Source organism: Geomonas silvestris, from assembly GCF_014193515.1.
GTDB classification, from domain to species: Bacteria; Desulfobacterota; Desulfuromonadia; order Geobacterales; family Geobacteraceae; genus Geomonas; species Geomonas silvestris.
The window spans coordinates 268598-291781 of sequence record NZ_BLXX01000003.1 but is presented as its reverse complement, the minus strand read 5'-3'; the positions used below and the strand labels follow the sequence as shown (position 1 = coordinate 291781).

Below are 23184 nucleotides of genomic sequence, written 5' to 3'. Positions count from 1 at the left end.
CCTACTTTTCCCCTCCTTCAGATAGTCATAGAGAACCTCTCCACCGTCCATCACCGCGCAACATTGTCGGCGTTCAATTTACCCATTCACACCATCGCGCGCCTGCCTTTCACCTGTTTGCGACGTTGTGCAGCAACCGCGGTGACCTTTAGCTGCCGTTGGCACAGCAGTTGCGGTATCTCTCTGTTGTCAGCCCCCCTTTTCCTGACCATCACACGAAATTTGGACTAGTTGGCAACATCAGAGGTTCAAACTATGGTTGCAAAATTTAGAGCAGCCGACATTTTTTCGCAGCCAGTGAGACCTCTGTCATGGACTGCCTTCACCACTGCCAAGAAAGGAACCCGGCCATGAAATCGCTCCTGCTATCCTCGACGCTGCTGATCTTAGTTGTGCTGGCACTCCCCGTACCGCAGGCCGGGGCCTGCGACCTTTGCGCCATTTACCGCGCCGAGGCCGCGAAGTCCAACAACCCGGGGTTGCACCTGGGCGTCTTCGAACAGTTCACCCACTTCGGGACCATGCAGCAAGACGGTCACAAGGTGGACAACCCGGCGGACCAGAAACTCGACAGCAGCATCACCCAATTCATCATCGGCTACGAGTTCAGCGACCGGTTCGGTGTCCAGCTGAACGCCCCCTACATCAACCGCACCTTTCGGCGTCCCCCCCCTACCGGCAGCATCGATAGCGGCACCGAGTCGGGACTGGGCGATCTGTCGCTTACGGCACACTACCGGCTCCTGCAGCACACGACCGAAGACACCCTGGTGGTCTGGAGCGCCTTGGGAGGCGTCAAGTTCCCCACGGGAAGCACCACGCGGCTCAAGGAGGAGTTGAGCGAGACCGTGCCGGATCCCGGCGTGCCGGCCTCAGGGATCCACGGCCACGACCTCGCGCTGGGGAGCGGCTCCTATGACGGCATCGTGGGGACCAGCGTCTTCGCGAGCTGGGAGCGGCTCTTTGTGACCGCGGCCCTGCAGTACAGCATCCGCAGCCGCGGCGACTACGACTACCGCTACGCGAACGACCTCGCCTGGCACTTCAAGCCCGGCGGCTACCTCTACCTTTCGCACACGAGTTCCGTGGGTTTGCAGCTGGCCTTAAGCGGAGAGGATAAAGGGAAAGACGATCTGGCGGGAGTGAGCGCCGAGGATACCGGCATGACCTCGGTCTTTTTGGGGCCCGAGTTCTCCTACACCTGGAAGGAGCACTTAAGCGCCGAGCTGGGCGCCGAATTTCCGGTGGTGAGTAACAACACCGCCCTGCAGCTCGTGCCGGACTACCGGATCAAGGCCGCAGTGAGTTGGCGTTTTTAGCCACGGAGGCACGGAGCACACGGAGAAAGGCAAACGAAGCGACAACATCAGACACCAGGTAACGCGGCAAAAATGATAAAGGGGCTATGGTCATAATCCATAGCCCCTTTGATATTCTCATCTCCGTACCCGATCCGTTAGTCAGCTTGCCTCCGGACATCCCTCTTCAACCTGAACTGGAAAGAACGCTGCGCCGACGGCTTCTCCAACTGAATGGCATCTCGATGATAATCGGATATTTTCTTGCCGGAGACAACTATTTCCCGGAGTAAGAGCTCGTAGGGGAGAACTTCGGTCAGTCGCTATTGCCAAACGTCGAGAAACTACTCGCCGCCACCACCCGACACCAGGCGAGTTATGCCGGTTTTCTCAAAGGCGATGCGGAAATGGCAAAGGCGTGCGAAGAAGACCGTCTCGAAGTCTGCAAACACATCGCGCAATATCGTGGTATAGCCAAGGCCTGCAGCATCGTGAACCCGAAGGTGCCGGCGATGCTCGGTTTTGACTCCGCCACCGAAAAAACTCCGTCCGCCGCTATAATTCTTGCCGAGGTGCGTGATGTGAGGGTGACGTACAACAACTTTGGACAACCCGTGGTTTCCTTTGCAAAGGTTCAGAACGCCAAGGGTTACCAGATCTGGATCAGCGACGGAGATCCCAGCATCGAATCGAACTGGAGGCTCTACGAGTCTGCAACAGTTTGCAAAGGCATAGTGATACCCGGGTTGAATCGTGCGCTCTTCCACTGGTTGAAAGTACGAGCTCTCCGTGGCAAACAAGCTGGGCCCTGGTCGGCAGCTATCAGTATTCCCAATTCTTAAGTTACGAGACCCCGCCTAAGCTCCCGGCACCCCGGCGGGAGCTTAGCCCTCCTCGTGCCCCCAAAACCAAAACTATTCCCGCGCCTCCTCAAACGAATATCCTGAACCATCGTCTCCAGCTCGCTGCTGGGAGTGTCACCATTTGTATCGCAAGCGACATTTCCCGGTCAGAAAACTTCACCTTTTTTCAAAAAACTCCACTTTTTTCCAAAAAACTTCACTTTTTCAGAAAAAGCTTCACTTTTTGCGCGCAAAACCTCTCTTTCTCCTACAAAAGTAATATTCTCCCCCCAAAAAACTTCACTTTTCTTGAAAAAGCTGCATTTTTTCCCAAAAAGCTTCACTTTTATCCAAAAAGGTGCAGTTCCCCCATCTGACTGCTCTGTTTCGGGATTCAATCGTACGATGAAGTGGCGCAGCTGCTATTTCCATACTAGCCTATGAAATCTCGTCGTTTTACCTCGAGAGGCCCACTAATTAACTGAGAGTCAACGGTCCATTTGCCCCCCCATCAGCAAAAAAAAGGCCCCGTTGCCGGGGCCCACACTCATTCAGCCGCAACAGGAAGACGCCATCTGCTTCATGGACTTGCACCGGTCCTCGTAGCAGTTTTTGGGGGGAAGGATCTCCTCGGAAAACTTCTTCATGGCGTTCATGGCGCCACGTTCCACCTGGTGCCCGGTTTCGATCGCTGCACGGATCGACTCGTCGTCCACGCCGAGTTCGCGGGCCTTCTCGAGGTGATAGGTGAGACACGGCTGGCAGTGCGCTCCGATCGCTGCCCCAATGGCAATAAGCTCCTTGATCTTTTCGTCCATGATTTTCTCCTCTCGCCTGAAATTGCAGCAATTGTCGCTGCTGCAACCATAGACGGAGGACACGGGTAAAAGGATACGCCCTTCCCGAAAATTATTTGCGATCGCACTTCAACTCGTTGCCTTCGTCACGGTAGAGGTGGCAGCGGCATTCCATGGCATCGCGCAAAACATTGCGCCCCCGGTGTAGCCTTATTTTTACCGTTTCCAGGCTGAGCCCCAACACCGCGGCGATCTCCGCGTTGGAGAGCTCGGCAAGGTCGCTCAGCGCAACCACCTCACGATAACTCTCCGGCAGTTCCTGAACCATTCCGCTGATGCAGGCATTCATCTCCTTGCGGACGTACTGCTCCTCGACATCCTCGGCCTGCGGATTTGCGATGCCGTCAAGGCCGCCCCCCTCGTCGGTCACTACCTCAGCCTCCCGCTGCCGGACCAGCGTCGAGCCGGCAAAATCCCGGGCGGTATTCGTCGCTATGCGATAGATCCAGGTCGCCAGGGACGAGTCCCCTCTGAAACTCTCCAGGGAAGCGCTGACCTTCAGGAAAACCGCCTGGCTCAGGTCGTAAGCGTCAGCCTCACAGGTGAGATTGCTCAGGTACCGGTAAATCCTTGGTTGGTACTGACGGTAGATCTCCTCGAAGTCCATGCCCCCCTCCGCGACTCCCCTACCCTGCCTGGAAGTACCTTCTCTGGAACCAGAACGCGACGTTGACCAGCCCGATCATGACCGGAACCTCGACCAAGGGACCGATGACTGCGGCAAAAGCCGCCCCGGAGTTGAGGCCGAAGACGGCAACGGCCACGGCAATCGCCAGTTCGAAGTTGTTGCTGGCCGCGGTGAAGGCGAGGGTGGTGGTCTTCGAGTAGTCAGCCCCGAGCCGCTTCCCCATCCAGAAGGAGACCAGGAACATCACCACGAAGTAGATCAGCATCGGGATCGCGATGCGCACCACGTCGAGCGGCAGTTGCACGATCAGGTTCCCCTTCAGACTGAACATGACGACGATGGTGAAAAGCAGCGCGACCAAGGTGATGGGACCGATCTTGGGAACGACCTCCCGGTGGTAGCGCTCCACACCAAGCCGCTTCACCCCCACCAGGCGGGTGAGCGCTCCGGCAATGCAGGGGATACCGAGGTAGATGAAGACGCTCTGGGCGATCTGGCCGATGCTCACCTCGACGAGGCTGCCGGAGAGCCCGAAGAACGGAGGGAGGATCGTGATGAAAAACCAGGCGTAGACACTGTAGAAAAGAACCTGAAACACGCTGTTGAAGGCCACCAGCCCGGCGGCGTACTCGGTGTTCCCCTTGGCCAGTTCGTTCCAGACGATAACCATCGCGATGCAGCGGGCGAGGCCTATCATGATAAGCCCCACCATGTACTCCGGCTTGTCGGGCAACAGCACAACGGCGAGCACGAACATGAGCACCGGCCCGATCAGCCAGTTCTGCACCAGGGAAAGCCCGAGGATCTTCTTGTTGCGGAACACCTCCGGCATCTCCTCGTACTTCACCTTGGCAAACGGCGGGTACATCATCAGGATGAGACCGATTGCAATCGGGATATTGGTAGTGCCGATCTGGAACCTGTTGATGAAGGCCTCGATGCCGGGAACCGCCACGCCGAGACCGACACCGAGTGCCATGGCGGCGAAAATCCAGAGGGTAAGCCAACGGTCGAGGAACGAGAGCTTGTGCGAAAGGCCTGACGACATGGTTTTTTCTCCTTTTACAGAGCCGGGGCGCCCGCTACGGCTTGGTCAGGAACTCGGTAAGCTTTACCCGGATCTCGTCCCGCACCTTGCGGAACTCCCTCATGATTTCGGCGTCGGTCCCCTCCTTCAGGCGGGAGGGGTCGCTAAACCCGATGTGGGTCCGCTGCACGCCGCCGAAAAAGAGCGGGCACTTGTCGTTCGCGTCTCCGCACAGGGTAATCACATAGTCGAACTGCTGGCCGTCGAACTCGCCAAGCACCTTGGAGCGGTGACCGGAGATGTCGATACCGATCTCCTTTAGTATTTCGATGGCCCTGGCGTTCACCGCGGTAGCCTCGGTGCCGGCGGAAAAAGCGTCGAACCGGTCGCCCAGGTCGTGATTCACGATTCCTTCGGCCATCTGGGAACGGCAGGAGTTATGGGTGCAGAGAAAAAGGACCCGTTTTTTCATGGAAAGCCTCCCCCAATATCCGCACAGGCGGATGTATTTGAACAAAAAAAACTAGGCGCAGCGGTTAGCTTCGGAGGTGGACTGAAGCCGTTGCTGGTCCGCGCGGGCCTCCGGCAACTGCAGGAGGTTCTCAGTAAGAAAGCCGACCAGTGTTTCCGGAAATCCCCGTTTGCGCTCCAGCGAGTAATACATCCAGAGTCCCTCCCTGCGGTCCCTGACCAGACCCGATTTCCTCAGATAGGCCAGGTGGCGGGAAACCGTCGATTGCGGAAGCTGCAGCGTGGCCGTCAGATCACACACGCACAACTCGCCGTTGGCAATGAGCAGCGCCAGGATGCGCAGGCGTGTCTCGTCGGAGAGAGCCTTGAAGAGTTTTGCCGAGTCATCGAACATGGCGGAACTATATCCGGCTGAGCGGATACGTGTCAAGGCAGATTTGCCTTCAACATAACGATGTCCACTCTGCGGTTTTGGGCGCGCCCCTCTTCCTGGCGGTTGTCTGCCAAGGGCTGGTACTCGCCGTAACCGGCAGCCGAAACACGGGCAGGAGCTACCTGGCAGTTCTGTTCTTAATCAACAACTTGAGCAGGGTGATGGCACGGGTACTGGAGAGGTCCCAGTTGGAATCGAATTGCCTGGTGTGGATGGGTGGTTGGGCTCTTTTTCCGGGTCTTCCTTGCGCATGGCGCCTCCTTCATCACTTGTGCCGCGGCAACAGCGTTACCAGAATTACCAGCAGCCAAAGCACGATGGTTCCAAAGGTCACGATTTTGGCCAACAGCCCCACGTCGCTAATCCGGTTCAGCGGTCCTGGCACTGCGGTGTACCAGGACCGGAATGCTCGAGTGGGTCAGCACCTTGTGGGTCTCGCTCCCCAGCACGAGGGCCCTGATGCCCCTCCAGCCGTGCGAGGCCATGAAGATGAGATCACAGCCACGGTCCAGCGCCGCCTGGATAATGCCCTGGTACGCCTGCTCGCCGACCAGGGTGAGCTTGGTGCATGCCACCCCTCCCCTCTCAGCGGTTTCCGCAGCCCTCCCCAAAGCGTCCTCAGCCAGTTCGCCTATCCTCTCCCGGTATCTGACCGGCAGATGCGGGTCGAAGAGCGCCCCCTCCCCGTAGTAGATCTTGGGAAAGGACTGCACGACAGAAAGGAAGGTGATGCGCGCTCCAGCTTCCCTGGCAAAGGCAACTGCCCGCTCCACCGCATCGCCGGAAAGCTCGGATCCATCCGTTGGTACCAACAGGTGCTTGAACATAATCTCCTCCTTAGGTGACGGGAATTCAGTGCCCGCCAGCTGACGGGTCGACCACCCGGCTTGGCCGGGGAGCGAGCCAGATCACCGAAGCCGCCACCACAAAGGCGATCCCGATGATCCACATGAGCTGGTTGGTGGCGAGCATCACGCTTTGGCCGGTGACCAGGTAGTCGAGCAGCTCGTTGGTCACCTCCGGCGGCGCTCCCGATGCTTCCAGCATCGCCCTCACGCTCGCATCGCTGTCGGCAAGCCCTACCAGCTCGGCGTGGTTTTCGGTGATCCGGTTCGACCAACTCGTGGTGACCAGGGAGGTCGCAAACGCGCCGGAGAGCGTTCGCAGGAAGTTCATCAGCCCTGCCGCCGAATCCATCTCGTGCTCTTCCACGCTTGCCAGCGCGAGCCCCGTCGTGGGTATGAAGAAAAACGGCATGAAGAGCCCCATGAACATGAGCGGGATGGAGATGTTCCAAAATCCCATGTCCGTCGTTGCCACCGCGCGCCAAAGGGTCACCGCCCCGAGACCCAGCACGCCGCCAAAGACCAGCTTGCGCGGGTCCCACTTCATGGAACCCTGGGCGGCAATCGGCGCGAGGAAAATCGAGGTGATGCCGCTCCAGGCGGTAGCCAGGCCCGATATGGTCGCGGTGTACCCCATGAAACTCTGCAGCCAGAGCGGCGTCAGCACGCTCACCCCGAAGAAGGCCGCAAAGGCCAAGCTGATGGTAAGGACACTCACCGAGAAGCCGCGGTGCCGGAAGACGCGCAGATCGACGACCGGGTGCGCTTCGTGGAATTCCCAGATCAAAAAGGCAATGAAACCGACCGCCGCCACTACCGAAAGCGCCACGATCTTGCTGGAGGCGAACCAGTCGAGGTCCTTTCCCTCATCGAGCACAAGCTGCAGCGCCGCCACCCAGACGACCAATAGCCCCAGCCCCACCAGGTCGATCCGGTTGGCGGAAAGCGGCTCGGTGTAGCGTTTGAGAAGCTGCCAGGAGAAAAAAGCCGCAGCGGCCGCGATCGGGGCGTTCAGGAAGAAGACCCAGGGCCAGGAGAACTCGTCGCACAGGTAGCCGCCCATGATAGGCCCGACCACCGGAGCGACCAGCGTGGTCATGGACCAAAGCCCGATGGCCGCCGCGGTCTTTTCCTTGGGGAAGATACGCAGTAAAAGCGTCTGGGACAGCGGCATGAGGGGGCCGCCGGAAAACCCCTGGAAGATGCGTGCGACCACGAGTAGCCCCAGCGAATTCGACAGCCCGCACAGTGCCGAGAAGATGCCGAAAAGCGCCATGGAGCCGACGAAGACCCGCACCGAGCCGAACCGTGCCGCCAGCCAACCGGTGAGGGGCACGGTGATGGCCTCACCGACGGCGTACGAGGTGATGACCCAGGTGCCCTGGCTGGTGGTCGCGCCCAAGTTGCCCGCGATGTTGGGTACCGATACGTTGGCAATGGTCATGTTGAGCACCGCGATGAAATTGGCCGAGGCCAGCATCAGTGCGGCAAGCCACAGGAGCCCTCCGGAAAGCGGGGCCGAGCTTTCGGCATCAGTTACTGTGCAGGTCGCTGTCATGTGCCGTCCTCGCGAGTGTCTGCCCGGCGCGGGTATCGATCTCCGCCGTCATGGAGAGCCCGACCTTGAGAGGGTGACGCCTAAGTTCTGCCCCGTCGAGCCGGATCCTGACCGGCAGGCGCTGCACCACCTTGATCCAGTTCCCGGTGGCGTTTTGGGCCGGAATGGCCGAGAAGGCCGCCCCCGAGCCACCCGCGAAACCCTCGACAGTGCCGTGATAGGTGACCGACGTGCCGTAGAGATCGGCATGGAGCTGGACCGGTTGGCCGGTGCGCACCTTCTTGAGCTGGACCTCTTTGAAGTTCGCGTCGACGTGCATCTCCTGCACCGGGACAACCGACAATAGCGGCATTCCGGCCTGCACCCGCTGTCCCAGTTGCACCTGCCGCTTGGCTACGATGCCGTCGACCGGCGCAACTACCGCGGTCCGCTCCAGATCCACCAGTGCCTGGTCGCGGCGGGCGCGCGCCAGCGCCACCTCGGGGTTGGTCTGTTCGTTTGCCTGATCGATCAACGTCGCGTTGGCTTTTTTCGAGCTGAGAGCCGTCGCCCGGTTGGCCGAAGCCTGCCGTGCCGCGGCCCTGAGCCCGTCGACGCTGGCCTTGGCTGTCGCGAAGGCGTTCTGGGCGCGGGTCAACTCGTCCCCCGAAACCGCTCCGGAGGCGGCGAGGGCTTCCCGGCGCTTGAGATCGACCCTGGCCCGGTCCAGGTCCGCCTCGGCCCCCACGAGTTGCGCCGCGATGCGCTGTTGGTCCGCCTCGCGGGCGTTCACCTGCGCCATGAGGCTGCCGTCGTTGGCCTGGTAGCCCCGCACCCGACGCACCGCGCGATCCAGGTCGGCCTCGGCCTGTACCAGGGCGAGCTTGGCGTCGGTCGGATCGATCCTCACCAGGAGGTCGCCCCGTTTTACCTGCTGCGTGTCGGTCACCCGTATCTCGCAGACGGTTCCGGAAATGGCCGGAGTCACCTGGGCGACCTCGACCGCCGCATAGGCGTTGTTGGTGGAGACGAAGTGCGAGCCGACGAAGTACCAGTACCCACCGGTGGCCAGACCGGCCCCGACGAGTACGGTGGCCAGTGCCAAAAGTTGAACTTTGCGTGCCTTTTCCTTGCTGCTGCCAAGAGATGCGTCTGTCATCTGTCTGTTCCTTCTGCTGTTAAAGTGTCGTCTTCTCGCGATAGCCTCCGCCCAGTATGCGCTGCAAGGCGACGTCCAGGGTAAAGGTCCGGGATCTCAACTGCACCAGGTTGCGCTGGGTGTCGAGCAGGATATCTTCAGCCGAGAGCACCTCAAGGTAGGTGGCTAGCCCGCCCCGGTAGCGCGCGTCGACGACCCGGTGCGCCTCCCCTGCCGCCTCTACCGCTGCCTGGGCCGAAACGAGCTCCCCGGCCAGCGCCTTGCCGCTCAGACCAACATCGGCCACTTCCTGGAGGGCCCGGGTGACGGTGCCGTTGTAGAGTGCGACCGCGGCGTCGTACTCGGCAAGGGCACCGCGCAGCTCCCCGGTGAGCCGCCCCCCGGTGAAGATGGGGAGTGAGATGGCCGGCCCGAAACCGCCAATGCTGGAGCCGCTTCTGACAAGGTGATCCAGGCCGAGGGACTGGAAACCGAAGAACGCAGCCAGGTTCACGTTGGGATAGAAGGCGGCGCGTTTTTCCTTGATGCGCTCGGCCTGGGCCTCGGCCATCAGGCGGGCGGCGCAGACATCTGGCCGGCGGCCCAGGAGGTCGGCGGCAAGATCGCGCGGCAGGCCAAGCGCGTCGGCAATTTTGATCGTGGGGCGTGCGATGGAGAGGCCGCGGTCGGGTCCGGCACCCAGGAGCGCCGCAAGTCGGTTGCGCTTCAGACCAATGCGCTCGTCCAGCACCTGCAGCTCCCCTTCGATGGCTGCCAGCCGGGCCCGCGCCTGATGCACACTCCCCTTGGTTTCCATGCCGTTTGCAAAGCGCTCGTCGAAAAGCCGCACGGTCGTCGTGCGCAGGGCGGCGGAGCGGGACACCAGATCCCGCAGCGAAAAGAGCTGGGCCAGGTCGGCATACTCTGCCGCCACCGTGGAGGCAAGCAGGAGCCTCGCTTCGGCGAACTCGGCCTCCCCCGCCCTGAGCTGGGAGGTGGCGGCGGCGAGTCGCGCCCGGTTCTTCCCCCAGAAATCGATCTCCCAATCGAGGTTGAGCGAGACGATGCCGTAGTCGTTCCACCCGTTGGGGGTCATGGCGCGGGGGGTGAGGTAGTTGTAGCTCAGCGTGTCGTAGTCCAGTGCGGCACGCGCTCCCAGTTGCGGCTGCAGTGCCGCGCCGGCCACGTTCTGGTAGGCCTCGGCGCGGCGCAGCCTCGCTCCCGCCGCCGCCAGATCGGGAGACCCCTTGAGTGCCTCCTCGATCAGACCGGAAAGTTGCGGATCGGCGTAAGACTCCCACCAGCGCTCCTGCGGCCAGGCCGTCTTTGACCCGGAAAGAGAACGAGAAGCCTGGTAATCCTGGACCGGCTTGAGGCTCTGGGAGGCTTTCAGGGCGGGAATGGCGGCGCAGCCGGCGAGAACTGCGGCTGCGGCAAAAATGCTGCAAAAGAGCGTCCCGAAATAAACAACCGTCTTGTAACTCATCGATTTTGTCCTGCTTTAGTTATAAGTGTACCGTACAGTACGGTTTTAATGTTGGACAAAATATACCAGACTGGGCTAGAATGCAACCCGAAATAAATTAACGAAGCATGAGGAACGTGACCGGGGATGAAGCAGAAGACCGAGACAAAGCGGCAGGCGATCGTTGACGAAGCGGCGCGCCTTTTTCGAGCGGTGGGGTACGAGCGGGCGTCCATGGCGGAACTCTGCGCCCGGGTGGGTGGATCGAAGGCAACCATCTACAACTACTTCTCCTCCAAGGAGGAGCTTTTCAGCGAGGTGATGCTGAAATCGACGGAGGACGAGTTCGAGGCGCTGCACGCCTCACTCGACTCCGCCCCCGACGACATCGGCGAAGCCTTGCGCAGGTTTGGGGAACACTTCCTCGGTTTTTTGTACTCTCCCGAGGTCCAGGCCACCCGTCACCTGGCGATTTCCCAGTCGAAACATTCGGAGCTTGGCCGTCACATCTACCAGCGCGGCGTGCTGCGCAGTCAGAACCTTATCGCCCAGTTCCTGGAATGCTCCATGAGCGCCGGGAAACTCGTCCAGACCAACCCCGAGATCGCCACGCGGCACCTGGTAAGCCTCTTGGAATCGGAGTTCATCGATCGTTTCCTGTTCCACCTGCCGGGGGAGGTGAGCAAGAAACAGATCAAGCAAGGGACGGCGCGCGCGGTCGAGGTGTTCCTGTTGGCCTACGCGCCGCGCAGCTGAAGTCCGCGGGGGAAGAGGGGGGTCAAGCTAAGGAGGGGAGGAAGCGGCTTCCCCGCGGATGCCCGTGAGCTCCAGAAACAGCACGAGGGGTCGCGCATCAAGCGTCGGCCCCTCGTTTTTTTGGTTCCGCACGGCGCTCCCGGCGGTTGTTCTAGTCCAATTCGATGATCTTCCCCATCCCGGCGGTGTCATAACCGGAGAGGGCATCGACCTCGCGGCGCAGCCTGGAACCGTGTACCAGGTCCAAAAGCGGGCGCACAAGCTCGCTCTCGAAGTAGACGCGGGGGATCACCAGGTCGTAGCGCTCCTTTTCCAGCGGGATGAAATCGAGCCCCAGGGCCTGGGCTGCCGAGGCGATGCCGAGGCCGCAGTCGGCGGCGCCGGACTGCACCGCGACGGCCACCGCCATGTGGGTGAACTCCTCACGCCGGTAGCCGCCGATCGATCCGGCGGCGATCCCCTGTTTTTCCAGGTGGTAGTCGAGAAGCACCCTCGTCCCGGCGCCGCGCTGCCGGTTCACGAACTGCACGTCCTCGCGGGAGAGGTCGGCCAGGGTGCGGATCCCTTTCGGGTTCCCCTTGGCGACGATGAGCCCCTGCTCGCGGTGCACCAGGGTCATAAGGACCACCGGAATTCCCGGAAGGTGCTGCTTTACGTAAGAGACGTTGTACTCCCCGGTTGCCGGATCGAGCAGGTGCGAGCCGGCGAGATGCGCGTCGCCGCGCCTGAGCGCCAACAGGCCGCCCAAGCTCCCGGCGTTCGCGCTGGTGAAGCGCCGCCCGCTATCCGCCAGGTGCTGGGCCAAAAGATCGAGGCAGAGGTCGTGACTGCCGATATGCACCACGGTCCTCTCGATATCGGCGGGGGTCCGGTAGAGTTCGACACTCACCTGCTGGCCGGCCTCGACACCTTCCGAGAAACGGGGGATGCGCACGATACCGTCGGCACGCACCAGCGAGGTGATGACGCCGGCACCGCGCGACAAGGGTGCGGCAACGACGCGCTCGCCAACCCGCCCCGCAGTCACCCGCACCATCTCGTCCTCCCCGATCGGGGAGAGGAGTTTCCGGGTGATGCTCGCCTGGACGCGGGGCTTCTGGTTGGGCTGCTGCCCGCGCCAGCGCGACAAGAGAGGCTCCACGAAGGTCTCGGAGGTGAGCGCGCAGGAAACGGGGTAGCCCGGGATACCGATCACCGGCGTGTTAGCGACCACCCCCAGTATCACCGGGTGTCCCGGCCGCACCGCCACGCCGTGCACCAAAAGCGTCCCCAGGTCCTCGACGATGCTCGAGGTGAAGTCCTCGCTCCCCGCGGAGGAGCCGGCGTTCACCAGCACGAGGTCGTGAGTTTCGGCCGCAGTACGTACCTTTTCCCGGATCAGCTGGTAATCGTCGATGGTGATGGGGTAGCGGGTCGGCTCGCCCCCCCACTCGCGCACCTGGGCGGACAAAACGAGCGAATTGTACTCGATGATGTCCCCCGGCTTCACCCCTTCGCGGGCCGCCTGTTCCACGGTGATCAGCTCGGTCCCGGTGGGAAGCACCGCAACCCGCGGCTTGCGCCTGACCTGAACGGTGGTGTGCCCGCTCCCTGCCAGCGCCCCCAGGTCCACCGGTTTCAAAAGGTGGTTCGCCGGCAGCACCAGTTCGGTCGCCACCATGTCCTCGCCCATCGGGCGGATCGCGGTCCAGGGGGCCACGGCGGCGTGGATCTCGATGGACTGGCTTCCGTCTGCGTCGTCGATCCGCTGGGTGTGCTCGATCATGATGACGGCATCGGCCCAGGAGGGGATGGCGTCGCCGGTATCCACGTAGCTTGCCGGGCCGTTGGGGCCGACGGGAATACGCTTCGGCGCGGTCTCCGAGGCGCCGATCGTTTCCGAGGAGCGCACCGCGAAGCCGTCCATGGCGCTTGCATGGTAGCCGGGCGAGGATAGCGCCGCCCAGACCGGCTGCGCGGTCACCCGACCCAGGGCTTCCTCGAGCGCCACTGCCTCGCCGGGGAGCTCGCTCCACATGCCGCAACCTTCCAGTGCCGCGATGAAGCGGCGCCACGCCTCGTCCAGCGGGATGTTCTCCAGGTAGAAGTTCTTGGTCTTGCTCATATCCTCTTCAGGCTCCCTCGCTCGTTAAAATAGTTCCACGACAACATGCTCGCCCTGGTAGAGGCCGCTCGTATTGAGGGGGATCTTGAGCAGTCCGTCCGACTTCACCAGGGTGTAGATCAGGTTGGACTTGCCAAAGACCGGCTCGGCCCAGAGTTCGCCGTCGCGATGCACCAGTTTCACCTGGACGTAGTCCTCGCGCCCCGGAACCGAAGCGACGTTGTGGGTGAGCCGGGCGGCAACGCGCCTGAGCGCCGTGGGGTGGCTTCTCCCCTGCAGGCGCTCGACAAGCGGCACCAGGAAGAGCCCCGCCACCACCATCGCGCTCACCGGATTGCCGGGAAGCCCCAGCACCGCTTTGCCGTTGCACACCCCGAGGATGGTCGGCTTCCCCGGCTTCACCGCGACGCCGTGCACCAGCACGCCCGGGGTGCCCAGCCGGTTCAAAACCTCGGCCGACATGTCGCGCGTGGACACCGAGGAGCCGGCGGAAAGCACCAGTACGTCGGCATCCTCGAGCGCCGCGCTTGCCGCGGCCAAAAGCGTCTCGAAATTGTCCCCCACGACCCCGCAGGGAACGGCGATGCCGCCCGCCCGCTCCACCAGCCCCGCGATGGTGTAGGTGTTGATGTCGCGGATCTGCCCCGGACCGGGAGTAACCTCAGGAGCGACCACCTCGTCGCCCGTCGAGATGATGGCGACGCGCGGCCGGCGGGCTACCTGCACGGTGGTGATGCCAAGCGCCATAAGGCCGCCCAGATCCTGCGGACGCAGGGTGTGTCCCGCGTCGAGGAGCGCCTCGCCCTCTTTCACGTCCTCGCCCACCGTCACCACGTTCTCGCCGGCTGCTACCGCACGCAGCACCTCGATGCCGGTGTCCCCCATCTTCTGGGTGCGCTCCACCATGACCACGGCATCGGCCCCCTCGGGAAGCATGCCGCCGGTATAGACGACCGCGGCCTGGCCGGAACCGACCGTGAGATCGCAGGCGCGTCCCATGGGGACCTCGCCGGTCACCTCGAGGTAGGCGGGGAGCATCTCGCTGGCGCCGAAGGTATCTTCGGCACGGACGGCGTAGCCGTCCATGGTGCTGCGGGAAAAGGCAGGAAGCGGGTGAGGGGCCAGCGGCCTTTCGGTCAGCGTGCGGTCCAGCGCGGCCGAGGTAGCGACCGATTCACTGGCAACCGCGGCAGGTAATTTTTCGAATAACAGCGTGCGTGCGTCCTCGGGGGGAAGCACGGTGAACATCTCCGCCATCACGACTCCTTGAGATGAGACTGAAGCGCCCGGAATCCGGGCCTGGCAGAGTATGCTACATTTGGCGACAATTGTCAGTTGCAAGTTTTTCCCAAAGGCACAGCGTTCCTCCTGATCCGGGGGAGTTTCAGCCAGAGACTGCCTCACGTATGCAGAGTTTTCCTCACCAGATGCTTCCCGTCCGGTTAAAGACAGCGCCCGCATTAACGTCCTCTTGATTTTTCCTGAGCACTTAGTATAGTCACTGTACCCCTCGCAATAGCATGCGTTCTTTTGTCAGTCGATGTGCCGAATTTTCTGCAGGCACTGTCATTGCATTATAGAAGACTAAGAGATTGCGATTCTCTCTGCCAGCCCACAGCCAGCGCTTGTTCATCTTTAATCGGGGCAGAGTGAAACGCCTGCAAAAAAATGCCGTTTCTGCTGTTTTTTATCAGCATCGGCAGCTTTGTCATGTGATTTGATTCGGGGGCACCTCACGGTGAAGGTTTCCAGGCACACACAACGTCGCTTCCTGACGGCACTGCTGCTCACGGTGGTCTACCTTCTTATGACCCTGAGCCCGCTGGCGCCTTTGGCGCTGCGCTCCCCCCACCTGGCCCATGCCCTCACCGGCGAATGCGTCGGCGACTGCGACATCTGCGGCTGCTCGCCCGCACAGCGCGCCAACCACACCTGCTGCTGCGCTAAGAAGAAAAGGTTCGACCAGCACGAAAAGACCCGCGAGTGCTGCAAGCCCAAAGGCGCACAGGGCACCCCGGTCCTCAAGTGCAGCTGCCCCTGCGGCTCTGCGAAGCAGGTAACCCTGCTCAACTTCGCCAAGAGCGAAGCGATCCCCTTCAGCTTCACCCCGGCCCTGGCCACCCCGCTCTCCGCCCCCCCCCCTGCCGCAGCACCGAGCCAGCCGGTTTCCCGCTTGGCCGAACCTCCCGAACCACCTCCACGACTCCTCGCGAGCTAGCACCTTGCCGTCTTGTCAGGAAGAATCGGTAACCGCCTGCGTGTGACGCTGGCAGGCCATCTTCCGCGCAGCTGCTGCGCCCTGACCGGACTCGTACCCTGAACCATCCGCTTGGCGTCTCGAGCTGGTGCTCAGGCCACGGCATCCGCACGCCTTGCCGCCTTTTCGGCGCGCCTGCTCCCATGCGAGCTCAGGTCGCCGGGGTCCGGCAGGCACATCGGGGAGCTCCGCCGTGAGCTCTACCCTGGTACGCGAGGATATATCTATGCGTAAAGCGATCCCTTTTTACCTTCTTCTTTCCCTTTTGGCGCTGTGCTTTCTGTACGGTTGCGGTGGCGGTTCGGGCGGCGGGGCCGCCTCGACGCCCACCGTTTCGGGCACCGTCTTCGCCGGCCCGGTCACCGGAACCACCCTCACGGTTAAAGACACGAGCGGCAACCTGGTCGCGGGTCCCTTTACCGTGAACTCCAGCGATGGCTCCTTCCAGGTTCCCGTACCGGGCAGCGCTTTGAGCCGCGACCTGATCTTCCAGGCGACCGGCGGCAGCTACACCGACGAGGCGACCGGCACCTCCGGCGTCAGCTTGGGCAGCTTCAGCGCCTTTGTCGCGGCAGGGAGCGCCTCCGGCTCCCGGGTAACGCTCGATCCCGCCAGCACGATCATACAGAAACTGGTCGCCAGGGGGATGACGCTAACCGCGGCGAAACTCGCCTTCCAGCAGGCCTTCGGCTTTGTTCCGGATAGTTCCGTCGCGCCGGTTTTCGCCAACATCTCCTGCAACGCGCCCACCGCCTCGCGCGTCGCCGGCGTGCACGCCGCCTACTTCAGCCAGCTCACCAAGGACCTCGCGCTGGCGCCGGGAAAACAGTCCGAGCTCGTCGAAGCGCTCGCCGAAGACCTGGCAGACGGAACCCTGGACGGGAGAAACGGCGCGGCCGCGGTGACCACGGCCTCGGGTACCCCCGTTCCCGAGGATGTCGGCGTGGCCTTCGCGACCGCCGCCATCAACTACGAGTCCGGCAGCTTCAACAAGAGCAAGGTCGCCGGCAGCACCCTCGAGCCTCCCGCCTTCAGCTCCGTCTCGCTCACCCCGAGCTACCGCGTCGACTACATCGCACCTGCCGGCGGCGACGTTGCGGGGAAGGACACCTTCCAGTTCCAGGTGACCAAGCGCAGCGACGGGTCGCCCGCGCTTGGCCTAGCCTCACAGATCGCGCTCACCCCGCTCATGGTGATGGGAACCATGAGTAGCAGCTCAACCTGGGCGAACGCGGTTACCGAGACCCGCAACCCCGGCGTCTACGCCGGAACCGTCTACTACAGCATGGCGACCACCGGCATCGATATGTACTGGAAGCTCAGCATCGTGATCGGAACCGAGACCGCCACCTTCTATCCCAACGTCAAAGCGCTTCCCGCCGGCAACACCATTTCCGCGAAACTGGCCAACAGCGGCGACAAGGTCGGGGCCACCAATCGGACCTACCGGATCTGGAGGGATACGCTGAGCACCGCAACCGGTGGCAGCTATGACCTGACCGTCTTCGTCTCCTCCACCGATGCCGGCTTGGCCCTCCCGGTCTACGCCGGTCAGCAGTGGACCCAACCCCAGCTTACCCTGGGCAGCGTCGAGGTCGCCATCTCCAGCGATGGCAGCACCTGGACAGCACTCGCCCCGGTCGGCACAACCGGACGCTACACCGCGGCAGGGCTTGCCATGACTGCGGGAACGACCGCGAAGTACTACCTGCGCCTCACGATCAACGGCACCACCTACACGACCAACGGCAATGCGCCGGACGGCAACAGCAATCCGGCGCTCAGTAACGGTTTTGCAGCCTTCAGTGTGACACCTTGACGTGACGATCCCGGGCAGGGGCAAAGCCCCTGTCCGGTTATTTTGGTACTTCCCTCCAGCAGTCCCGGAGGCTCTGCGGTAAAGATGGCGGCTTCCCCCACCCCCTCCCGGGGATGCCACCGACGTATGGAGCAGTGCCTCGGGGGTTGCTTCCTCTACCGAACGAATCGAGGTGACGCATGACGCTGTTGCGCAATCTTTCCGGCACCCTTAAGGCCGCGCTTGTCGCGGGGTGCCTTTTGGCCGGCTCCGGCACCGCCTGGGCCGGCTCCTGCTGCGGAGGCGGCTCCAATACCGCACTGATGGTTCCCAAGTACGCCAAGGCAGTTGCCGATCTATCCTTCGACTACGAGAACTACCACGGATTCTGGAATCAAAACGGCCGGCATACCAGCGACCCGCCCGGAGCGGACCTGAACCAGTACCGCCTGAACCTGGGGGGTGCCTACCGGTTCTTCGAGGACTGGCAGGTGAGTCTCATCATCCCCTACCTGTGGAACGACAACACCTATTCGGGGGTGTCCAGCCAGACCAGCGGCCTGGGCGACACCACCCTCTCGGTCTGGTACGACCTCCTGGACGACACGTCGCCCTGGCGGGTGCACACGGCCCGCGACCTGGTCCCCGCGGTGAGCATCGGGCTATCCCTGTTGCTCCCCACCGGTTACTCGCCCTATGACGACCTGAAAAGCAGCTTCGACGTGACCGGCCGCGGCTTTTACCGGCTCGATGGCAACCTCTACATCGAGAAGATGATCAGGCATTGGGACCTCTCCCTTGCCGCGAGCTACGGCACCTATTTCGAGCGCAGCGTGAACCGCGAATACGGCAAGTACGTGGAACCCTACCACAAGGATCTGGGTGACCGGACCTTCCTCTCCGCATCGCTTGGCTACGGGTTCCTCCTGGGGACCGGGGGCGACACGCTCACCACGACCGCCTCCTACGCATATCTCGACGAGGCCGACGTGAGCTACAACGGGCAGCGCGACCCGAACAGCGGCTTCATGAAGCAGTCGGTGGGGGGCATGCTCTCCTTCGCCGGAACCGATCGCGACTGGAGCGTGCGCGCCGGCTGGAACCACGCCATCCGGGAGTCAGGCTGGGGCAGGAACTTCCCGACCACCGACATCTTCACCGTGGGGGTGCGCTATGTGTTTCGCTAGACTCGGCATGATCCTTTTGCTCTGCGTTGCGCTGGCCGGCTGCGGCGACAACCTGGTCCCTTCGGGAACCGACCAGCGCCCGCCCGTTCAATCCGGCAGCACCGGGCCGGGAGTCGGCCAGAACGCTGCCGACTTCAGCGTGAGCGAGATCTCCGGCACCACCGTGACGCGGGCCTCGGCACTCTCCGGCAAGAAGGCCATCGTGCTCTACTTCACCATGTGGTGTCCGAGCTGCGACGAGCAGACCGCACAATTGCAGACCATGATCCCGTCCTATCCCGACGTCGGCTTCTACCTGGTCGACTACGTCTCGGGAAGCGTGACGGATGCGGCCGCTGCGGCACTGGCCAACGGTTTCACCGGGGTCGGCTTCGGCATCCTGGCGGACACCGGGCACCAGATGCAGAACTCGCTGCAGGGGACGATGGGGACCACGGTGGTGATCGACGCGGCCGGAGTGATCCTCCTGAACGAGGACTTTCGTAACGGCAGCCGGCTGCAGGCCGCGCTGGCGGGGCTCCCATAACTAAAACGCGGAATCCGCCACGGAGGCACGGAGAAAGGCTCGAAGATACAATGGTCGTTATTATTTTCTCCGTGCGCTCCGTGTCTCCGTGGCAAGCATCGCTTTTCGCGGGACAAATAATTAAAGGAGGGCAGCAACTATGAAGATCAAACTGGTAATCGTACTTTGTCTGGCTTTTGTCGCCGCGTTCGGGGTGAGAAGCGCCGCGCTGGCGGCGGACGACATCGCGGCTCACGCCTCGTGCGAGAACTGCGGCATGGACCGCAAGGCCTTCGGCTACTCGCGCATGTTGCTCCGCTTTGCGGACGGCAGCGAGACCGGGGTCTGCAGCCTGAACTGCGCGGTGATCGAGATGGACAAACACCCGGAGAAGACCGTAAAAGCCCTGCTGGTCGCCGACCGGGACAGCCGCGGATTGGTCGAAGCGTCGAAAGCGGTGTGGGTCATGGGTGGCGACAAGCGCGGGGTGATGACCAAGCGCCCCAAATGGGCCTTTGCCGAGCAGGCTATTGCCGAGAAATTCGTGAAAGAGCACGGCGGAAAGCTGGTTGACTGGGATACCGTACTCGCCGCGGCACGCGAGGACGCCCAGCTGCACAAGGGGCACGCGGGGCACATGGAACACCCGGGGGAGATGCACCACGGGGAAAACCACTAACTTCCGGTAAACTGCGCGCCGAAGAGGAGTAACCGGACGGCCCCGGCGCCGCGTCTGCGGCGCCCCCGGCACGTCAAGACCTGCAGCAGTAGGGGAAACCGGGTGGGATCGAGCGGCGGCAGGTTTTGTTAAAGAGATTTGTGGAGCTTTGTTGAAAGGATTTGAGCTATGATCCTTGTTTGCGGTTTCTGCCGGAAGAACATCGGGAGGAACTAGCCGATGTACAGCACAAACAAGGAGAGAGTTGATGAAAGAGCAGAACCACACCTGTCTCGACTGCAGCTCTGCAGTGCACACCCAGAGCTTCTCGAGGCAAAACCGCCACCTCACCATCAAGGACATCACCTTCACCTGCGGCGCCCGTCTGCAGGAGATCAGCGACCGGGAAAGCAACACCGCCCAGGTCGTTTTCGAAGGGTGCACCTGCTGATAGTATCTGGCACGCAGCAAGAAAAAGGGGACCGCGCTTTCAGCACGGTCCCCTTTTTTTCGGTTCTGACCCTGGTCAGTTTTTATTCCGAGAGCAGGAATTGCATGACGCCGAGGAGGTTGATCCTCCGGCGAAAGTAGAGATTTTTCTCCGCTATGTCGTCTACTGATTGGCTCCGTTCGCTCAAAAGCCGGTACTGTTCGTAGGCTGTTTCGAACGGATTGACGTTATGTTTCTTCACTTCTGTACTACTCCCTCCTGGATGAATACCCGCCACCTATGTGGCGGCGCGCCGTCAGGTAGTAACAACGCTGACGAGCGGGAACTATCATACTACATCCTTTTGCAAAGGTCGATGACGGTGAGGTGATTTTTTTGTCACAGCCTGTGCCATTGGGCACCCGCCCCCGTACCTGTCAATCCAGCTTGCGCATCTTCACGGCAATCAGTACCGGCCGGTTCTCCCAACCGCGCGCGGTCTCCGGCGGGAGATCGATACGGTAGTCCTGCCGCACCCGTCCCGAGTCGTAGGCGGTCGGCGTTCCCTCGACCAGCACCAGTTCCCCCACGTTCACCGCAAAGCCGTCGGACTTAACCAGGATCGGAAGCGAGGCGGTTCCGCCCACGCCATCCGAGATCGAGAAGACCCCCGCTCCCGAGGTGTTGGAAACGTAGCCGTAGACCCGGATGGTCTTGCCGTAGTAGGGGGTGCCGTCGGCCGCCACCTTACCCGCCATCAGCGCATCCGAGGGGAGCCCGCGCGGCCGGTTGCAGCCCAGGAAGGCACCTGCCAGAACCATGAAGGCAAAGAGGCTGGCAAACCAGACCTTTTGCTGCCAACTTCCCAGCTCCCACCTCGCCACTTTGATGAACATACCGCCACCTCCCGAAAAGAAGTGTTAGGATTTTCCAATCAAGCAGATAGTACCATCTTCTGTCTTCCCCTCAACAACAGTGGGGAATTTTCTCGAGGTGGAAGGTGCCGGGAGCGGGCGAGCACGTTCAGGTGATAGTCGCAGCGTTTTTGCCGGCCAGCTCACGGTTTAAGGTCTAATCATAGGGGGCGATGTCAATGGAACAACTGCGGAGGATGGTTAACTATGCAGCGGAGCCAGCTCCGGCGGGGGGGGGAGGCTGAACGGTGCGGGCTGCGCGCGGTTCCTTTTCACGCAGCGCAAAGTACTCCTCGGGCGTGTTGATGTTGCGCAAGGAGAGGAGACCCGGGTCGAGCTCGGCTACCCGCGCCGGAGTAAGCCGCAGTACCCTCACCTGGGGGAAGAAGGAAACCACCCGGCGCCGGTTTTCGGCAAGTGCCGCCTCGACGGGGCGCAGGCAGGCGCTGGAGTAGACCGCGTGCAAAGGCTCAAGCCCCTTCTCGGTCTCCGGGATGATCACCTCCGCCTCACCGCGCCGCGAGACCAGTTCCCGGATCAAGCGGTCGTTGAGAAAGGGCATGTCACAGGCGACGGCGAAGAGGTAGGGGGTGCGGCATTCGGCAAGGGCGGCATGCAAACCGGCGAGCACCCCCAGGCCCGGATAGCGGTCCGCCACGATGCGGCTGCCCAGGAAGCGGTACGGTTCCTCGGAGTTGGCAACGATGAGCAGCTCGCCGAAGAGGGAATTGAGCCGGCGGTGGATGATCTCGATGAAGCGGCCGTTACGGATGGGGAGGAGCGCCTTGTTGCTCCCCATCCGGCTGGACTGGCCGCCCGCCAAGATCACCCCGGTCACCTCGGGAAAGGGTATGTCGACGTGGTTGATCATAGTTTGACCTGATTCGTGCGGATGGCGGCTGAAAAATGAAGGCCCGCGGAGATGTCAATCTACTCTTCGTCGCACGTTCATCGGCAGTAGCAACGTGGGGTTAAATCCCCCCTGTCCCCCCTTCGCAAGGGGGGGGACGCAAGGCCATCTGGAGCCTATATTTCAACTAGTTAGATGTTCCCTCTGCGTTCCCTCTGTGTTCCCTCTGTGATTACAGCTTTTGAGGTTACGGGCGCTGGTAGCCGTGCTGCTGGGCCAGGAAGTCGAGATCGAGGGTCGCCAGGTCTTCGACCACCACCAGCTCGGGATCGGTCGGGGTGAAGGAGGTGATCACCTTCAGGTAGCTCTGGCAGCGGTCGCAGGCCTCGACGCGCCGGTGCTCGTCCCCCTCGGCGTGCAGGTACCTGAGGGTTGCGTGGTCCTCGTTGCCGCAGTGGTGGCACTTAAGCCGTGGGTGGTACCAGTCGGCGCCGCACTGCCCGCAGCGCAGGTGCTTCACCTGGTCGTTGTCCTGAAGCTCCCCAAGGGTCGCCGAGGCTCCGCAGACGTAGCACTCCCCCTGCTGCCAGACCCCGATCTCCTCAAGTGGCGCCTGCCTGCGCACCTCGTGGAGAAAGGGCTTCAAGGCGTGCTGCGCCAGGGTCCAGAGGAGCTCCCAATCGACATCGTAGGCGGCAAACCTGGCACCGAAACCGGTTCGGTCTCCACTGGCTGCCTGGGCCAAAAGCTCGCCCGGGTCGAGCCTGCCGTTCCTGAGCAGTCGGTGGATGCCGCGGGCGGAGCGGCGCAGGGTGGCAAGGTTTGCCACTTCGTCCTCGCTCCAGCTCTCCGCGCTCCCCCCGAAAAGCCGCCACCTCGCCCCGGCATCCGGCAGTTCCGCCTCGCCCAGGGCGACCAGCATCTGCAGCATGAGCTCTGCCGCCGCATCGACATCGACCTCGACATCTGCAGCAGCGAGAAGCGGCTCCCCGCCGGAAAGCGCCCGGTGCAAATCTCCCGGCTCCAGCGCGAGCGCTGCAGCACGCACCTCGGCCTGGCGCTGTACGGGGAGAATGGTCTCGTAGAGCCGGGTGGTCACCCGCAACTCGGGCACCTTTGCCGCGATCTCGCGCAGCCGCTTCACCACCGGGTCCAGGTTCTCGCTAGCGGTTGTGCGCATGTTC

Annotated in this window: 25 protein-coding genes; 9 read left to right on the top strand and 16 right to left on the bottom strand. The window is 62.3% G+C overall.

What is annotated here, in order from left to right:
* Positions 1-350: 350 nt before the first annotated feature.
* Both GMST_RS07590 and GMST_RS07585 read left to right on the top strand, forming a co-directional pair.
* Positions 351-1319: a transporter family protein gene (locus GMST_RS07590; protein ID WP_183354030.1), complete on the top strand. Its 969-nt coding sequence runs from the start codon at positions 351-353 to the stop codon at positions 1317-1319.
* Between the two features lie 305 nt (positions 1320-1624).
* The gene (locus tag GMST_RS07585) at positions 1625-2140 is read left to right on the top strand and encodes a hypothetical protein (protein WP_183354029.1); all 516 of its coding nucleotides are present in this window, start codon (positions 1625-1627) and stop codon (positions 2138-2140) included.
* A gap of 167 nt (positions 2141-2307) precedes the next feature.
* Here the strand turns inward: GMST_RS07585 and GMST_RS07580 are convergent, their stop codons facing one another.
* The 10 genes from GMST_RS07580 to GMST_RS07535 form a co-directional block, all read right to left on the bottom strand.
* Positions 2308-2538, bottom strand: coding sequence for a hypothetical protein (locus GMST_RS07580; protein WP_183354028.1), 231 nt, complete (start codon positions 2536-2538; stop codon positions 2308-2310).
* 153 nt (positions 2539-2691) lie between these two features.
* On the bottom strand, positions 2692-2958 hold the full coding sequence (locus GMST_RS07575) for a carboxymuconolactone decarboxylase family protein (protein WP_183354027.1): 267 nt from the start codon (positions 2956-2958) through the stop codon (positions 2692-2694).
* A gap of 91 nt (positions 2959-3049) precedes the next feature.
* Positions 3050-3604, bottom strand: a complete 555-nt coding sequence (locus tag GMST_RS07570) for an RNA polymerase sigma factor (protein WP_183354026.1) — start codon at positions 3602-3604, stop codon at positions 3050-3052.
* 19 nt (positions 3605-3623) lie between these two features.
* Positions 3624-4673, bottom strand: a complete 1050-nt coding sequence (gene arsB / locus GMST_RS07565; RefSeq protein ID WP_183354025.1) for an ACR3 family arsenite efflux transporter — start codon at positions 4671-4673, stop codon at positions 3624-3626.
* Positions 4674-4707: 34 nt separating this feature from the next.
* A complete protein-coding gene (locus GMST_RS07560) occupies positions 4708-5124 on the bottom strand; it encodes an arsenate reductase ArsC (protein WP_183354024.1) in 417 nt (138 codons plus the stop codon).
* 51 nt (positions 5125-5175) lie between these two features.
* The gene (locus GMST_RS07555; protein WP_183354023.1) at positions 5176-5517 is read right to left on the bottom strand and encodes an ArsR/SmtB family transcription factor; all 342 of its coding nucleotides are present in this window, start codon (positions 5515-5517) and stop codon (positions 5176-5178) included.
* Between the two features lie 398 nt (positions 5518-5915).
* Complete coding sequence (locus tag GMST_RS07550) at positions 5916-6383, bottom strand: universal stress protein (RefSeq protein ID WP_183354022.1); 468 nt, start codon at positions 6381-6383, stop codon at positions 5916-5918.
* 25 nt (positions 6384-6408) lie between these two features.
* Positions 6409-7959 (bottom strand): DHA2 family efflux MFS transporter permease subunit, encoded by a 1551-nt coding sequence (locus tag GMST_RS07545; protein ID WP_183354021.1) that lies wholly within the window; start codon positions 7957-7959, stop codon positions 6409-6411.
* On the bottom strand, positions 7934-9097 hold the full coding sequence (locus GMST_RS07540) for an HlyD family secretion protein (RefSeq protein WP_183354020.1): 1164 nt from the start codon (positions 9095-9097) through the stop codon (positions 7934-7936). The genes GMST_RS07545 and GMST_RS07540 overlap by 26 nt, the downstream gene beginning before the upstream one ends.
* 19 nt (positions 9098-9116) lie before the next feature.
* On the bottom strand, positions 9117-10562 hold the full coding sequence (locus GMST_RS07535) for an efflux transporter outer membrane subunit (RefSeq protein WP_183354019.1): 1446 nt from the start codon (positions 10560-10562) through the stop codon (positions 9117-9119).
* Between the two features lie 126 nt (positions 10563-10688).
* Between GMST_RS07535 and GMST_RS07530 the strand changes: the two genes are divergently transcribed.
* Entirely contained in the window at positions 10689-11297 is a 609-nt protein-coding gene (locus GMST_RS07530) for a TetR/AcrR family transcriptional regulator (RefSeq protein WP_183354018.1), read from the top strand.
* A 151-nt stretch (positions 11298-11448) separates the two neighbouring features.
* On the opposite strand, the gene GMST_RS07525 is transcribed toward GMST_RS07530, so the two are convergent.
* The gene (locus GMST_RS07525) at positions 11449-13401 is read right to left on the bottom strand and encodes a molybdopterin biosynthesis protein (protein WP_183354017.1); all 1953 of its coding nucleotides are present in this window, start codon (positions 13399-13401) and stop codon (positions 11449-11451) included.
* A gap of 24 nt (positions 13402-13425) precedes the next feature.
* Complete coding sequence (locus GMST_RS07520) at positions 13426-14658, bottom strand: molybdopterin molybdotransferase MoeA (RefSeq protein WP_183354016.1); 1233 nt, start codon at positions 14656-14658, stop codon at positions 13426-13428.
* A gap of 481 nt (positions 14659-15139) precedes the next feature.
* Between GMST_RS07520 and GMST_RS07515 the strand changes: the two genes are divergently transcribed.
* From GMST_RS07515 to GMST_RS07490, 6 genes are all read left to right on the top strand, one after another.
* Complete coding sequence (locus GMST_RS07515) at positions 15140-15619, top strand: hypothetical protein (protein WP_183354015.1); 480 nt, start codon at positions 15140-15142, stop codon at positions 15617-15619.
* Positions 15620-15884: 265 nt separating this feature from the next.
* Positions 15885-17477: a hypothetical protein gene (locus tag GMST_RS07510; protein ID WP_183354014.1), complete on the top strand. Its 1593-nt coding sequence runs from the start codon at positions 15885-15887 to the stop codon at positions 17475-17477.
* 179 nt (positions 17478-17656) lie between these two features.
* A complete protein-coding gene (locus GMST_RS07505) occupies positions 17657-18643 on the top strand; it encodes a hypothetical protein (RefSeq protein WP_183354013.1) in 987 nt (328 codons plus the stop codon).
* On the top strand, positions 18630-19169 hold the full coding sequence (locus tag GMST_RS07500; protein ID WP_183354012.1) for a TlpA family protein disulfide reductase: 540 nt from the start codon (positions 18630-18632) through the stop codon (positions 19167-19169). Before GMST_RS07505 ends, GMST_RS07500 begins: the two co-directional genes overlap by 14 nt.
* 139 nt (positions 19170-19308) lie before the next feature.
* Positions 19309-19827, top strand: coding sequence for a nitrous oxide reductase accessory protein NosL (locus tag GMST_RS07495; protein WP_183354011.1), 519 nt, complete (start codon positions 19309-19311; stop codon positions 19825-19827).
* 247 nt (positions 19828-20074) lie between these two features.
* A complete protein-coding gene (locus GMST_RS07490; protein ID WP_183354010.1) occupies positions 20075-20257 on the top strand; it encodes a hypothetical protein in 183 nt (60 codons plus the stop codon).
* A gap of 82 nt (positions 20258-20339) precedes the next feature.
* Here the strand turns inward: GMST_RS07490 and GMST_RS07485 are convergent, their stop codons facing one another.
* The 4 genes from GMST_RS07485 to GMST_RS07470 form a co-directional block, all read right to left on the bottom strand.
* Positions 20340-20498: a hypothetical protein gene (locus tag GMST_RS07485; protein ID WP_183354009.1), complete on the bottom strand. Its 159-nt coding sequence runs from the start codon at positions 20496-20498 to the stop codon at positions 20340-20342.
* Positions 20499-20673: 175 nt separating this feature from the next.
* The gene (locus GMST_RS07480) at positions 20674-21132 is read right to left on the bottom strand and encodes a hypothetical protein (RefSeq protein ID WP_183354008.1); all 459 of its coding nucleotides are present in this window, start codon (positions 21130-21132) and stop codon (positions 20674-20676) included.
* Between the two features lie 223 nt (positions 21133-21355).
* Positions 21356-22021 (bottom strand): molybdenum cofactor guanylyltransferase, encoded by a 666-nt coding sequence (mobA, locus tag GMST_RS07475; protein WP_183354007.1) that lies wholly within the window; start codon positions 22019-22021, stop codon positions 21356-21358.
* A 226-nt stretch (positions 22022-22247) separates the two neighbouring features.
* Positions 22248-23180, bottom strand: a complete 933-nt coding sequence (locus GMST_RS07470; RefSeq protein WP_183354006.1) for a formate dehydrogenase accessory protein FdhE — start codon at positions 23178-23180, stop codon at positions 22248-22250.
* Positions 23181-23184: the final 4 nt, after the last annotated feature.